The 14,923-nt window shown below is 42.7% G+C and carries 10 protein-coding genes and 1 pseudogene; 8 read left to right on the forward strand and 3 right to left on the reverse strand.

The genetic code is table 11. The annotated features are described in order from the left end of the window. Positions 1 to 389: 389 nt before the first annotated feature. From AB1611_14885 to AB1611_14915, 7 genes and pseudogenes are all read left to right on the forward strand, one after another. Entirely contained in the window at positions 390 to 1,070 is a 681-nt protein-coding gene (locus AB1611_14885) for a phosphopantetheine-binding protein (GenBank protein ID MEW6380877.1), read from the forward strand. A gap of 6 nt (positions 1,071 to 1,076) precedes the next feature. Continuing rightward, the gene (locus tag AB1611_14890; GenBank protein MEW6380878.1) at positions 1,077 to 2,183 is read left to right on the forward strand and encodes an SDR family oxidoreductase; all 1,107 of its coding nucleotides are present in this window, start codon (positions 1,077 to 1,079) and stop codon (positions 2,181 to 2,183) included. A gap of 11 nt (positions 2,184 to 2,194) precedes the next feature. Continuing rightward, positions 2,195 to 3,679, forward strand: a complete 1,485-nt coding sequence (locus AB1611_14895) for an AMP-binding protein (GenBank protein MEW6380879.1) — start codon at positions 2,195 to 2,197, stop codon at positions 3,677 to 3,679. Next, positions 3,676 to 5,064, forward strand: coding sequence for a radical SAM protein (locus AB1611_14900; protein ID MEW6380880.1), 1,389 nt, complete (start codon positions 3,676 to 3,678; stop codon positions 5,062 to 5,064). Before AB1611_14895 ends, AB1611_14900 begins: the two co-directional genes overlap by 4 nt. A gap of 5 nt (positions 5,065 to 5,069) precedes the next feature. Next, a pseudogene (locus AB1611_14905) lies at positions 5,070 to 5,723 on the forward strand (histidine kinase N-terminal 7TM domain-containing protein). Between the two features lie 339 nt (positions 5,724 to 6,062). After that, positions 6,063 to 8,747, forward strand: coding sequence for an ATP-binding protein (locus tag AB1611_14910; protein ID MEW6380881.1), 2,685 nt, complete (start codon positions 6,063 to 6,065; stop codon positions 8,745 to 8,747). Between the two features lie 287 nt (positions 8,748 to 9,034). After that, a complete protein-coding gene (locus AB1611_14915; GenBank protein ID MEW6380882.1) occupies positions 9,035 to 10,327 on the forward strand; it encodes an outer membrane protein transport protein in 1,293 nt (430 codons plus the stop codon). 100 nt (positions 10,328 to 10,427) lie between these two features. Here the strand turns inward: AB1611_14915 and AB1611_14920 are convergent, their stop codons facing one another. After that, on the reverse strand, positions 10,428 to 11,093 hold the full coding sequence (locus AB1611_14920) for a carbonic anhydrase (protein ID MEW6380883.1): 666 nt from the start codon (positions 11,091 to 11,093) through the stop codon (positions 10,428 to 10,430). A 483-nt stretch (positions 11,094 to 11,576) separates the two neighbouring features. Next, positions 11,577 to 13,742: a PAS domain S-box protein gene (locus tag AB1611_14925; protein ID MEW6380884.1), complete on the reverse strand. Its 2,166-nt coding sequence runs from the start codon at positions 13,740 to 13,742 to the stop codon at positions 11,577 to 11,579. Positions 13,743 to 13,981: 239 nt separating this feature from the next. On the opposite strand from AB1611_14925, the gene AB1611_14930 reads away from it, so the two are divergent. Beyond that, on the forward strand, positions 13,982 to 14,116 hold the full coding sequence (locus AB1611_14930) for a hypothetical protein (protein MEW6380885.1): 135 nt from the start codon (positions 13,982 to 13,984) through the stop codon (positions 14,114 to 14,116). 118 nt (positions 14,117 to 14,234) lie between these two features. On the opposite strand, the gene AB1611_14935 is transcribed toward AB1611_14930, so the two are convergent. Beyond that, positions 14,235 to 14,915 (reverse strand): (Fe-S)-binding protein, encoded by a 681-nt coding sequence (locus tag AB1611_14935; protein ID MEW6380886.1) that lies wholly within the window; start codon positions 14,913 to 14,915, stop codon positions 14,235 to 14,237. Positions 14,916 to 14,923 lie beyond the last annotated feature (8 nt).

A 14,923-nucleotide genomic window follows, 5' to 3' on the forward strand; every position in this document is an offset into this window, starting at 1 on the left:
TCCATATCATATCTATGCAGTACTACACACTTAACTCCAGACTGATTTTTATACACAGATGACCTATTATTTTACATTTTAACCCCCGTCATACACGGAGATTCCATTGAAATTCCAATTTGAATTGCGTACATTGAATTGATAGACTTTTACGAATTCGCCTCCATGAGAAATGAAGAATATATAGTTAGCTTTGGCCTTATTTTTGCATGTTCTTCCAATAATGGTTAAGAGAGAGGCTAATAATGCTTAATCCTATGGACCCTGGAAAATCGATAAGCGCCTGTTAATAGTAAATCTAAACGAATGCAATACATTCACATTACTGTGAAGGGTTCTATACAACAATGTGTGAAACAAAAGTAATAAACAGAGAGAAGGGAATTTCTATGCAGGATAATATGTCTCTTCAAGGGGTAGAGTCATCAGAAAGACGCCGTTATCAAAGATTAGTGAGGAAACTTCCTGTCTATTTCAATATATATGAAGATAAGCGGAATAATAAATCTCATACGAGGTTTAGTGCGCAAACCCAGGACATCGGATTAGGGGGGGTTGCCTTTGATACTATTATTGAAGATATAACCTTGGCCAAAGAGTTAACCGAGAAAAGAACAGGATTAAATCTTAATATCCATCTCATTGAAAAAAATAGTGAAATTGCTTCCAAGGCAAACATTGCCTGGATTTTTAACCTCAAGGGATTGCCTATCAAGACCAAATATGTACTAGGCTTGAATTTTGTTGATATGGGTAAGGCTGAAAGGGATATTCTTTCCACTTATCTCAACGAGATGATTTCATTTCAACGTGAAGAGTCAGCCAAGAATCGGCAAAGGATTAAAAAGACCTTGGCTCAAATAGCAAGAGTAAATGAAAATTCGTTTTCAGAAGATACACTTATTCGTGAAGAACTTGGAGTTGATTCTCTCATGGCCATGGAGACCCTTGCCGTTATAGAAACGATATATGGAATAGAGATTGATGAAAGCAGGGCTTTTGATGTAGTAACGGTAGCCGATATGATGGATCTCATTGAGGAGTATTTACATAAGAATAGCACATATTAGATTATTATGGAAAGAAAGATATTTATCACCGGTGGTACTGGGTTTTTAGGATGGTATCTGGTCAAGAGTCTTTTAAAGGATAGAGATGTAAGCCTTGTCTTATTAAGCAGATCACAAGAAGGTCGCTCTGCTCAGTCCCGAATGGAAAAGTTACTCAGAGATAACTATAATGAAGCAGAATATAATAAATTAAAAGATCGCATTGAAATTGTAGAAGGGAGTATCACCCAGCCAAACTTAGGTATGAGTAATGAACAGTCACAACGGCTGGCAGAGGAAATAACTTCTATTTTCCATAGCGCAGCTCTTTGCGACTTTAATGTGCCATACGAAAAAATAGAAAAAGTAAATGTCACCGGCACCCAAAATTTATTAAATTTCGCTTTAATGTGTCGGAGCAATAAATCGTTTGAAGCCGTCAACCATATAAGTACAATCGCTGTCTCCGGCACTTATCAGGGGACATTTTTTGAAGACTCTTTAGATGTGGGGCAAAGTTTTAAGAATACTTATGAGCAAACCAAGTTTGAAGCGGAAAAATTAATCCACGTATATAGAGCTAAGGGGTTAAATATAAATATTTTCAGGCCCAGTATTATTGTTGGAGATTCTCAAACAGGATATGCGGTCAATTTTAGAGTCCTATACCAGCCTATTCATATTCTTTCTTTAGGAATTTACAAACAAATTCCAGCAAAAGGAAGTATAAAATATAATATTGTACCAGTGGACTTTTTAGCTGATGCTATATGTCTCATTGATAATAGAAGTCATCCTTATAACCAGACTTTTCATATGACAAATACCCATGAAGTAACGGGAGATTTTATTTTTCAAACAGCCAGTGAATATTTTAAGTATCCCGATCCAGAGAGAATACCACTGGATGCATTTGATATGAGCACATTGAGAGGCTTTCGGAAGCTGTTGTTATCACCTTATATCCCTTATCTTAATCATGACAATATCCTCTACGACAACAAACGGGCCATGGATATTCTGCAAAAAAATTCTTTTCAATGGCCCAAGGTAGATAAAAAATTTTTACACACACTCTTTAAATTTTGCTTTGATATTAACTTCATAACCCCTCCAAATGGATTGATGACATGAATCTATCCTCTTTGATAAAAAGGGTGGCGAATGCGTACCCTGAAAAGCTGGCTATCATTGAAGATGAAGAAAAAATTTCATATCAGCAGTTGTGGCAAGAGATAGAATCGTTGTCAAATGCCTTGAAATTAATAGGCATAAGAAAGAATACCAGAGTCGCTATTATTCTTCCTAATTGTAAAGAATTTATTTATAGTTTCCTCGCCCTTCTCAATATCACTGCCATCGCCGTGCCTTTGAAACCCCAAATGACATGCTGGGAACTTAACGGAATTTTTAAAAATTGTACTCCTAAAGCCTTGATTCTCACTCCGAGCCTTCTCAATAAGATACTTGGTGAAAAACCTTTCCTTTTAAAAAATAAGATAATAATTCTTAAGGAAGAAAAACATGAAATACGAATCATGGATAAGAATGGGTACTTGGAAAATGTAACGTTACATACTTTTTGCACTCTTCTTAAGATGGGAAAAGAACAAGGCACTCGAAAGAGGAGAATACAAACTCCTCCAAGACAGGTAGCCAGTATTAATTATACTTACCGTGGCTATGGTTATCCACTGGGTGCAATGCTAACTCATAATAATTATATCCATGGTGCATATAATTATATCAGACACAGGAAATCATCACCTGATGAAACAGTTCTTTTAGTTTTACCTTGTAACCATATTCTCCCTTTAGTAGGGTGCATTTTAGTACCCTTGCTTGTTGGAGGTAAGATAGCTCTATTAGATAGCTACAGCCCAAAGCATATCCTTCGGGCTATCTCATCGTTTAATGTAAACATCCTGGTCATGGTGCCAACATTATTCCATATATTAGTAAATTATTATAGAAACGAAAAGCACGATATATCTTCTTTAAAATATGGAATATCAGGCGGCAGTTTCATGCACTTTCAACTTAGTAAGCTCATAAAAGACAAAATGAATCTTGATATTATACAAGGATATGGATTGACCGAATGCCAACCTGTAACTTGTAATTTTTTAACTAATAATAAACCAGATACATTGGGTTTCCCACTTCACAATGTCCAAATAAAAATCATAGATGAGAAAGAAAATGATTGCGGAACTGATAGAATTGGAGAAATTCTGATAAAAACGTCACAAACTATGCTAGGGTATTATAGAAACAAGAGTGATACAAAAAAGGTTATTAAAAATGGCTGGTTTTATTCTGGAGATTATGGAAAATTAGATGAAGATGGTTATCTCCATTTTAAGGGGTTAAAGAAAGATATTGTAAAGGTAGGTGGTAACGTTATTGACCTTTTGGAAATTAAAAAATGCATATTATTTATTGATGGAATTAAGAATATCATTTTTGACATACAAGATGATGATTTATGGGGATCTAAGATAAGGGTTAATCTATGGGTTGATAGTAATTGTGTAAATTACTCATCTAATGACGTAAAAAAATTTCTCGGAGAATATTTAAGCTTATATAAAATTCCTAGCGAAATAATTATTTGGGAAAATAAATGATAGATAATCAAAAATTAAGGAAAAACCTACCGAAATTACAATTGGCTCTAATTTCTCCAGCCTCAAATGGTTTAAAAATGAACTTGGACCACATATATCTGGTATCTCAAGAGAAGATTGCTGAGAAAATTCCATCGCAGTATTTATTTTCTCCTTTTTCCCGCTGGTCTGGAATGGGTTTGGGATTGTTAATAATTAGTGCATTAACTCCAGATATTTTCCAAATAGATTTAATAGACGAAAATATAAAGGATATTGACTTTAACAAAAAGTACGACTTAATAGCTATCTCTTTAATAACACAACAAGCACCTCGGGCATATATTATCGCGGATTCTTTTCGTGCAAAGGGAATACCTGTCATCCTAGGTGGAATTCATCCAACAATAATGAAAGATGAAGCAAAGGCACATGCTGATTCAATTATTATTGGAGAAGCAGAAGAATTATGGACAACAGTAATAGAAGATTTTTTAAATAAAGACCTCAAAAGTATTTATTATTCTAACGATTCCGTCGATTTATCAAAGTCACCTATACCCAGATACGACCTACTTGATTTCTCAAAGTATAAGATCGCTTGGATACAAACGACACGCGGATGTCCACATGGTTGTGAGTTTTGTGCAGCATCAAATATATTCGGAAAAAGGTATAGGCATAAATCTATTCAACAAGTAATTAACGAAGTTCAATATATAAAGAGGCTTACTAATATTCAGATTGGATTTGCAGACGATAATATGTTTGTTAATAGAGAGTTTTCATATACATTGTTAAAAGAACTAAAAAAGTTAAATATTAACTGGATTACTCAAACAGATATATCCGTTGGAGAAGATGACGAGTTATTGGAATTGTTAAGAAAAAGTGGATGTAATTCACTATTTATTGGATTTGAAAGCCTATCTAAAAGAAATCTGACTTCTGATGATCGAGAGAATTGGAAGTTAAAATATATTGATAATTATGCAACACTTATAAAAAATATTCAGTCTTATGGGATAGGTGTTTTGGGTGCTTTTATATTGGGCTTTGATGAAGATGAAGAATCTACTTTTAATGAGTTAGCTGAATTTATCATTAGTAATAACTTATATGCCTCTCAATTGACTATTTTAACTCCCCTTCCTGGTACCAGATTAAGAGAAAGACTTTTAAGAGAAAATAGAGTAATATCTAGTGATTGGAATCGTTATACTTTCCTTGATGTTAACTTTATCCCAAAACGCATGTCACCTCAAAGGTTACAAGAAGGACTATATGAAGTTTTCCAAAAGGTATACGATAGAGAAGTTAGGATAAAAGTTGCCCAGCATTTTAAAAAAATATATCATGATTTAAGGCATGATCCCGGAGAGAAAGTGCAAAAGTCTAGGAAGTGAAATAAATGCCTATATACTCAATCCTGCCGTTAATTTCAAGTTTAATGGTGTTATTTGTAGGCATATTTATATTTTTCAATAACCGAAAGTCGATAATAAATATAAGTTTTGCTTTAGAATGTGGTAGTGTATTTTTATGGCTTTTTGGGTATTTTCTGATGTATTCCACCCAAAATAAAATATTTGCTTTGTGGTGTGCTAAATTTATTTACACTGGGGTAGTTTTTATACCAACATTTTTTTACCATTTTACTGTTAGTTTCATTCATAGGGAAAAGACAAGAAGAAAGTTAATTAATTTTTGTTATATATACAGTTTTATTTTCCTATTTTTATTATATTGTACGAATTATTTAATAGTGGGATTACATAAATACTATTGGGGCTATCAAACCAATGTTGGTAAAATACATAATTTATACTTTTTAATATTTGTAATAATTTTTTCCCTAGGTTTTAAGGAATTAATCATAATAGCAAAAAGATTAAAAGGTGGTCAAGAATATAACAGGTTAAAGTACGTTATTACTGCGTATGTAGTAGCTTTACCTGCAATGACAGATTTTATTCCAAACTATGGCATAGAATTCTACCCGGTCGGTTCGATATTTATCGTCAGTTGGATATCACTTATTGCCTATTCCATTGTCAAACATCAACTCATGGACATTGAAGTAGCCATAACTCGTGCAACTACCTTTGCCTTTGTGTATGGCATTACCTTTGGCTTGCCATTTGTAGTATTCTCCCTCTTTAAGGAGCAATTCCACTCTTTATACATAAACTATCCCTGGTCAATACCTACAAGTTTAATGGGATATGCAGCACTGGCCACCATTACTCCATTTATTTATATCAGATTAGAACGAAAGGCTTATTATACCTTATTTGGTGACTATTCTGGCCAGTTGCAAGTACTTAGTGAGACAAGTAGAGAAATAATAGAAAAAGGATTTGAGAATGCTATTGAATTAGCTAGACTTATACCAACTCATATTATGAAGTTCTATGAGAATACCATGCGGCAGAAGGTGAAGAATGTCTTTTATTTACTCAGAGAAGGAGGAAATTTCACTATCTTTTATGAAAATGTCAAAATCGAAAACTCCCTTGGAGCCATGAAAATAAATTATGAAAACCCTCTGATTAAGTGGTTTACAAACGTTAGAAAGCAGTTGGTTCAAGAGAGGATTATTAAGATTGATGACAATCATTCACTAAAGAAAGAAGATATTGAATCCTGGCTGCAGGACATTTCGGGAAAAGAAAAATTCCAAGATCTGCGCAGAGAGTTACTAGCCCTTCTCGACGAAATAAACCGCCTCAATGGCGCTATTTTCTTCCCCAGCTACTACAAGGACGAATTAATGGGCATATTAGCCTTGGGTGAAAAGCAGAAGGGCATTTACCGGCCAGAGGAGTTGAAGGTCTTTCATACTATGGCGGAAAATGCCGCCATGGTTTTCAAAGGTTCCCAATTGACTGCCTCGGTCGTAGAGGCAGAAAATATCAAAAAGCTTGAAAAGGCTAAGTCGGAATTTTTTGCCAATGTCAGTCATGAGCTTCGCACGCCGCTTACCAACATTATCCTGCCTATTCAGAATGTACTGGAGAAGATCGGGCACAAGATAACTCCGGAGAACCGAGAGGAGAAGGAGTCCATCCTGCGCAATGCTCACAAGCTGCTCAAGCGTATCAATGAGATATTGGACATATCGAAGCTCGAATCCGGCAAGATGCAACTGGAGGTGAGCCTCCGGGATGTTAACAGTATTCTGGAGGATATTGTGGCTGTCTCTTCAATTGGGGCTAAGGAAAGGGGGATTAGTCTGCTCTTTGTGCCGGACAATACCATTCCCAAAATTTACGTAGATACAGAAAAAATAGAGAAAGTATTTTCAAACCTGGTCAGTAATGCCTTAAAATTCACTCCTCCGCAGGGAAAAGTGGAAATCAGGACCAGGGAGGCAGCAGATTACCTGGAGGTGATTGTCAGCGACACGGGAATTGGCATTGCCCAGGCAGACATTCCCTGCATCTTTGAAAGATTCCGGCAACTTGACGGCTCAAGTTCCCGGAAGTATGAGGGAACAGGCATTGGCCTTTCCCTGGCCAGGGAGCTGGTTGAATTGCATCATGGATCTATTGAGGTAGCCAGCGAGTTGAACAGGGGGACTACCTTCACGGTCCGATTACTCAAGGGGAACGATCATTTCCCAAAAGGTGTAATCCGGCAAGAGCTGGAAAAGCCCCATATAAGTGATGGATTTGCGGAACGCAGAATTATTGGCGAACACCAGAAGGCTGACCGGAGAGAGGCTGACAGACGGAAAATGAGCTCAGTGGACAGGGTTTCTATTGACCTGTTGCAGCTTCAATTCTCCGATATGCTGCCTGGCCGGTCTTTGCCTCGGGCTGCTCATGACGCAGCAGGTAAAGCTCATGGAAATGGCGGGCTTCATGCGTCTGTCGGATCTGCTGAATCTGCCGGGAAAGAGACTATCCTGATTGTCGATGACAATAGAGATCTGGCCGCTAATATTGCCCACTGTTTTACCCCAGAGCACCAGGTATCCATAGCTTATGATGGAAAGCAGGCATTGGAAATGATTGCTAAAGAGCCTCCAGCCCTTGTCATTTCGGATGTCATGATGCCTGAAATGGATGGCTACGAGTTGTGTGGGAAGATTAAGTCCAGCGAGCGGACGCAGCATATTCCGGTTATTCTCTTAACCGCCAAGGCGGCTGTTGAAGACAGGATAACCGGCCTGAAACAGGGTGCCGATGAATATCTTGCCAAACCGTTTAATGCCAAGGAATTGATGGCTGTTGTTGACTCCCTGTTAACCAAAAAAGAGCTTCAGGCGCAATTAAACAAAACCAACCAGGAATTGAAAAAAGCCCTGCATGAGCTGAAAGAGACCGAGGCTGAGTTAGTACATACTGCAAAACTGGCGGCGGTAGGACAACTGGCTGCCGGTGTGGCGCACGAGATTCATAACCCGGCCTCGGCCATAGACAATTGCCTGCAAATAATAGCCAAAAGGGTAGAAAAGGTCACCAGCAACAAGGCGACGTTCGAGGAAATATACCCTGACCTGGCCAAGGCTCTTACCCTGGGAAAGACCTCGTTAGGCAGGGTCCAGAATATTGTGGATTCTCTCTTGGGATTCTCCCGCAAGAACAGGGAAGGATTCAACTTTGTGGATATCCACACCGGAATCAACGATACTCTTTCCCTTCTCGATCATCAATGCAGGGGCATGATTCAAATTCATAAGGAATTCGGACAGATTGAAAAAATCGAGGTTGATTTGCAGCAAATCAATCAGGTTTTCATGAACCTTCTCTCCAATGCGATTCACGCCATCGAGGCCAAAAGGGCAAAAGGTGCAGATTGCGGAAATATCTGGATATCCACTGGCATCGATGGAGAAGATGTGATTATCAAGATCACGGATGACGGCATGGGGATTTCCAAATATAATCTTGATAAGATCTTTGATCCCTTTTTTACCACCAAGGAGCTGGGAAAAGGCACTGGCCTGGGGCTCAATATCAGCTACCGGATCATCAAAAACCATAATGGCGATATTTCTGTGGATAGTAAGGAAAACGAGGGGACTACCTTTACCCTCAGGATCCCCAGGCGGATGGGGCAGGGAGCAGCCGGGGGAGTATAATTTTCACTCATATTGGTAAGACAACACATTAATATTTCTCCCCTCTATAGGATTTTCACTTCGCTAAAGGCATCAGATCCAAACAGTGTGATGGCTACCATATATGAGCGATAATTTTTTATTTATGCCCGGATTACAATGTAACTATAAAGATACCAACCGAATTCATGGGCAACCAGTGCCGAAAGCTATTATATATCGCCTTGTTACCAAAACAGGTCGAATTTTCAGAATCTCTACTCCATATCCGGGACTCGAGTGGGAACAACACAGGCACTGGGGGGCACATGAAAAAACTCTTGACAACTCTGACCGCTGCTTTTTACCTTGGCACAGTTACTTTTTCTCTTTGTTGCATTGGAGTACGGCAAAGTTGTGCGAACGGGATTTATGTGGATGGCACGGGGCCGGTTTCCAATGGACGAGGAGGAACGAATATCGCCCATAGTGACAATGGAACCGTCATTCACGACAACCCATCCGCTTTGGCTGCGCTGAAAGGGAAACGGCTCGAAGCGTGCTTTGATTTTTTAGTTCTCCCCATGAGCTATCGAGATCCGCAGAATGACGAGGATGGGAAAAACCGCCTTTTACTCCTGCCGTCATTCTCGTACAGTCAAAAAATGCCTCAGCGTCCCTTTGGAATAGGTTTCGGTGTTTACACCTCTGCCGGGTTCTCGACGGAGTATCGCTTGGTTCACCCTGCTTATGGAAAACAAAAGTATGCTTCCGATGCCTCGATGACGAAAATGCTCCTGGGTGTGGGCTGGCAGATGACGAACCAATGGTCCCTTGGCCTTGGGGCAGGACCTGCTTACAGCAGGGTGGCATTTGAAGAGCCGTACACGTTTCAGACCGGCATTTTCCGGGAACAATCTGTTCTGGTCGATATGAAAGGGGACGATTGGGCCCTGGCCTGGAATCTGGGAGTGCAGTGGCACATAGTGGACAGTACAACTTTAGGGTTAGCCTATGTCAATCAGGACCGGTTTCATCTCCGGGGTGATGCGGATATACAGGGCTTGCCCCTCAGCGATCCCACCGCTCATTACCAGGCCGCGTATGATTTCAAGTGGCCCCAGACCCTTGGCCTGGGAATAACGCATCGGTTCAACACTATCCATAAAATTTCGACAGATGTCATGTGGATAGACTGGTCTTCGGCCTTCGATGAACTGACCATAAAACTTACTGATGGTGATAACGCCGAACTGAATGCCGTAGCCGGAAATTCAGTCCAGGATGTGTTCCCGCTCCATTGGAAGGACAGCTATGCTTTCCGGCTGGGTTATGAATATCTGTGGACTCCGGTCGATACCTTGCGGCTTGGCTACGCCTACAACCTGAACCCCGTTCCGGATTCCACACTTACTCCAATGATTCCCGGCATCATGACACACCTGGTGTCCTTCGGATATGGGCATACCTGGGATAAATGGGCCTTTAACGCAGCCTATATTTACTCGTTTGGCCCACGGCAGTCAGTAGGCAATAGTAAAATTATCGGCGACGATTACGACCAGAGCTCTACTCGGATCAGTGCTCATTTTCTCTCTGTTGGAGCTCAGTACCAATTTTGAAAGATGGACGAACATTATGTTCTCGTAAAGGGAGCCCCCTGTCACAGGGGCTCCCTGCCAACCCTCTTCTCGCAAAAGCCCATATCATCTTCGTTAAGGATTACTCCTTGCTGACCTCCACCACACCGGTATCGAGATCATATCGAGCCCCGACAATCATCAGCTTGCCATCTTTGACTAACTCGGCCAGAACCGGTTTCGAGGTCTTGAGCTGCTCGACAACCATGTCGATATTGGCCCTGGTTGCGTTTTCCACCTTATCGCCGGGCTGGTCTTTTACCTTCTCTACAGCCGGTTTGATGGCTTTAACGACTGCGTCGATATGGCCGGGGGCTTTGCCGCCACCCTCTACCGTAGCAGTTACCGCGCCGCATTTCTCATGGCCAAGCACCATTATCAACGGCACGCCCAGATGTTCCGCTGCATATTCAATGCTTCCCAGGGCCAGGTCATCGACCACATTGCCGGCTACCCGAACTACGAACAGATCTCCGAGCCCCTGATCGAAAACGATTTCCGGTGGCACCCGTGAATCCGAACAACTGAGGATAATGGCAAAGGGGTGCTGACCTTTGACAAGCTCCGTGCGGCGCTCCGGCGTCGAATTGGGATGGGCAAGCTTGGCGGCAACATATTGCTTGTTTCCAGTCATCAGAATCTGAAGGGCCTGATCACCGGTTATTCCGGATGCTTCTTTAGCTGCTGCTGTACCGAAAACCACTAATGGCAGTATCCAGGCAATGATAAAAGACCTCACTATCTTCATAGTGACCGCTCCTTTCCTTCCTCTTGAATTTTTCTTTCCGGATTTTCAAAAACCTTGGTTTTCCTCAAAGCCACCTCCGGTAACACCTTGATAATGGCATCTTATAACAACACCTTACACCAACTCCAGACAATACCATCAGACGACACAGCGCAGATAAACCGCTCACTCCCGCGAGCTTCTTTTCTCCCTGCTATCACCCCCTTTCCGGTGGCCCCTGCCCTGGGCTGAGCCTGAATCCATCCAATAGTTCACCCCGATATCCGCACCCCAGTCCTCTCCCCAAATTCATAATCTTAAACAGTCATTGTGCAATGTAACATTGTCGAGTTAACTTCCTGTTTCGGAAGGTTTTTCAATATACCCTGATTATCTTTCATTTTCAAGAAGATATTTTCAGGAAAAGTTGTTTCTGCTCAGGCTGTTGATGTTGCTGTTTCTGTTTCCGGTGCGGTTGTCGAAGCAGGGCATAAGCGGTGGGGATCACCCGAAGGCTTGGGAAGGTCCATCCATGCCTCTTATTACCTTATACAATACCTCACTCAGTTCTTTCGTTTCATACGGCTTGGTAACTACCCCCTTGAAGCCGTACTTCCGGTATTCAGTCATTATGGGATCATCGGAATAACCGCTTGAGGCAATTGCCCGGACATCAGGGTCTATCTCAAGCAGCTTCTGAACGGCCTTTTTGCCTCCCATGCCTCCCGGGACAGTTAAATCCAGGATAACGGCGACAAAAGCATCTTCTGATTCCTTTGCTTTCCGGTAGAGGTCTATCGCCTCCTCACCATTGGCGGCAAATTCAACCCTGTATCCGAGACGGGTCAGCATCTGTCCGGCCATGTTTCTAATCATTTGCTGGTCATCCATAACCAAAACCTTCCCCCAGCCGGACCGGAATTTTTCCTCCCTGATACCTTTGGCAATAGCGGCCTCTGCCTCCAAGGCAGGAAGATAGATGTGGAAAGTCGTTCCAACTCCTACCTGGGATTCCACCTTGATATATCCTTCATGTTTTTTAATAATCGAATAGGCAATGGCCAATCCAAGACCAGCCCCTTTTTGCTTGGTGGAAAAATAAGGATCAAATATCCTGGATAGATGCTCTTCCGGTATTCCGACTCCCTCGTCCTGGATCGATATCTTGACGTACATTCCTTTTTTCAGCGGCAGGCTGATGTCAGGATCAACGATCACATTTTCTGCCCATACCCTGATTCTGCCGCCTTCAGGCATAGCCTGCGCAGCATTGATAATCACATTATTGAGAGCCTGGCTGATCTGCCCTTCATCTATTTCAGCCCGCCAGAGATCATCCGGTATACCCAGTTCGCTGGTCACCTGAGAGCCGCTCAAGGCAAAGCTGACCGCATTATTCAATACCTTTGAGACTGAAGTGACCTTCCTGATCGGCGCTCCGCCTCTGGCAAAGGTAAGTAATTGCTGAGTAAGCCTTTTCGCCTGATATGAGGCGCTCTTTATTGCTTCCAGTAATTCAGAAGCATTGCCTCCATATCCACTGATCTCCAGTTCCAACAAAGACAAATTACCTATGGTAACAGCCAGTAGGTTGTTGAAGTCATGAGCGATGCCACCGGCAAGAATACCGAGAGATTCAAGTTTTTGTACCTTGAGCAGTTCCTTTTCCATTTTCTTGCGCTCGGTGATGTCACGGACGCAGGCCGTCACTGCGGGCTTCCCATGATACTGGATAACCCCAACAGAGAATTCCACGTCCTTGATAGTCCCATCCTTACTCAGCAGTTTCGCTTCGTAAAAGGAAGGAACGGGCAGCCCCTGAAGGCGCAGCCTGTGCCTCTGGATAATCATCTCTCTGCATTCAGGAGCCAGTAAATCCGCGAAAGGCTTGCCGAGTAATTCCCCCAGAGAATAGCCGGTCAATGTCTCCGTAGCCCTGTTAACGAATTTCAGGACTTCATCCTGGACGATAACCACCCCGTTCTGGGCGTTTTCCACCAGCGTTGAGTACTTGGCTTCGGATTCCCGAAGCTCTTCGGCGGATTGCCTGAGCTCCTTTTCCTGTCTGTCTCTCTGGAGCCGGGCATGGAGGACGGGAGCAATGTAGTTGGCGATGGTTTCCAGCATTGTCTGGTCCTCCAGCGTATAGTCGGTTGCCTTGTTGGCGACCGCCAGAAGACCGATAAGCTTCTGTCCATGGATGATGGGGACGATCAGTGTCTTTACTATGGGAACATGCCCTTCGGGTACGGGGAGCGGCTTATTTGACCAGAGCGTTTTCCTTTCCAGGAGAGACTGACCCCAGAGACCGCCCCATTGATCATGGGGAAAAAGGATATCCTTATGAGGCACCTGACACTGGTCCCAGATATCTCTGGTCATTGAAGGGCAGACCATGTTCCCCTCCTGGTCGATATATCCGAAGAACCCGTATTGGCTGCCGGTATTCTCCAAAACTACCCGCAGCACTTTCGAATACATCTCATCATCAGGAGTAGTAAGAAAAATCGAGATGATCTCATTCCTGATGCTCAACTCTCTCTTTGACTTCCTGAGCGCCTCTTCCGTATGCCGATGTTCAGCTTCGCGCATTTCCAGTTCAGCGATCCGCTGACGTAACCCCGCCTCTTCTTCAAGAAGCTGCTCTCTCGTCTTTTCTTTATTTGGCATCGTAATGCCCCTCTGAAAACATGTTAGATTTCGCTACCGGACACTTTTTTTCAATTCCTGTAATCAACCGCGAATGCACACGAATAGACGCTAATAAATTCTTTTGATTTGCCTTCATTATCGAGTCCTCTTTGTTCAGTTCGCGTTCATTCGCGGTTGTTACCTCAAAAGTGTCCGGTAGAGAGTGTTAGATATATTTTCGGATATTAATAACAAATATATGCTAATTGGCTTGACTAATGGTATCTGAGTACAGGCCGGGCTGCGGGAATTATCCAGCCAGATGGATGCTGCTTTCCCTGGAGGAGAGCGGCGTCTTGCCGCCGCACTCCAAAGCGGCTGACGCCGCCGAGACGAGCAAATGTATTCGATAGTCGCTAATGAAGAGCAAATGTATTTGATGTCGCTTACGGAAAGGGGTGGGGCTTTTCGCCCCACCAAATACCGCTCGCGATCTGGGTGCCGATCCTATAAGGCTCTGTGTACTTTAACTTATCCTATCCATAACCCTTCGATGCGCACCCTCAGTCCATCCCTGGTTTTGCCAAGGGTGTTTACCAGACCGCAATGCCGCCATTGGAGCATACAGTACCTTGGCTGGAAGTAATACCTCCTGCCGATCTGAAGCTCTGCTCTGCTGTAGTGGACCAGGCCCTCGTAGGCGGTGGTGTTATAGTACCCGATATTGATGCCTTTCTCTCTGGCCAGCATTGGCCCGACCACGCACCAGATCACCGTGCCGTTAAAATAATCGGGCTCTTCGACCACAACTCCGACGTGGCTGACCGGGCATCCGCATGAGATCCAGCCAGGCCGGCCATAAAGGACATCGCCCTTCTTGAGGCCGAGCCTCTCCACGTTCGCCGGGTTGAACAGAATAATCGTTTCCCTTGGCCCTGCTTCTCCCGGAAATTTGTCCAGAATAAAATCATATTCCCGGCCAAGGTTATCCTTCCAGGTAATATCCTCCGCCTTAAACTCCCGCGTTCCTGCTCTTGCTTCTGCTTCTGCTCCTGATATAGGCTGTCTGTCCGATTCTCCGGTGAAGACGCATCTTCTGAGAGCCTGGGGATTTTTCGATACGATTTCGGAAAATGCCTCGCAGGTTTTCAGTCCGCAGAGACCACAATTTTTCCCTGGTAATTTGGCCATTATTTCTGATGTTGTTTGCATTTTTCATT

Source organism: bacterium (genome assembly GCA_040755755.1).
GTDB lineage: Bacteria > SZUA-182 > SZUA-182 > DTGQ01 > DTGQ01 > DTGQ01.

Bases quoted from the DNA above. Each gene is read 5' to 3' on its own strand.
- AB1611_14885 (MEW6380877.1), top strand. From the start codon at position 390: ATGCAGGATAATATGTCTCTTCAAGGGGTAGAGTCATCAGAAAGACGC.
- AB1611_14890 (MEW6380878.1), top strand. From the start codon at position 1,077: ATGGAAAGAAAGATATTTATCACCGGTGGTACTGGGTTTTTAGGATGG.
- AB1611_14900 (MEW6380880.1), top strand. From the start codon at position 3,676: ATGATAGATAATCAAAAATTAAGGAAAAACCTACCGAAATTACAATTG.
- AB1611_14910 (MEW6380881.1), top strand. From the start codon at position 6,063: ATGAAGTTCTATGAGAATACCATGCGGCAGAAGGTGAAGAATGTCTTT.
- AB1611_14915 (MEW6380882.1), top strand. From the start codon at position 9,035: ATGAAAAAACTCTTGACAACTCTGACCGCTGCTTTTTACCTTGGCACA.
- AB1611_14920 (MEW6380883.1), bottom strand. From the start codon at position 11,093: ATGAAGATAGTGAGGTCTTTTATCATTGCCTGGATACTGCCATTAGTG.
- AB1611_14925 (MEW6380884.1), bottom strand. From the start codon at position 13,742: ATGCCAAATAAAGAAAAGACGAGAGAGCAGCTTCTTGAAGAAGAGGCG.
- AB1611_14930 (MEW6380885.1), top strand. From the start codon at position 13,982: ATGGTATCTGAGTACAGGCCGGGCTGCGGGAATTATCCAGCCAGATGG.
- AB1611_14935 (MEW6380886.1), bottom strand. From the start codon at position 14,915: ATGCAAACAACATCAGAAATAATGGCCAAATTACCAGGGAAAAATTGT.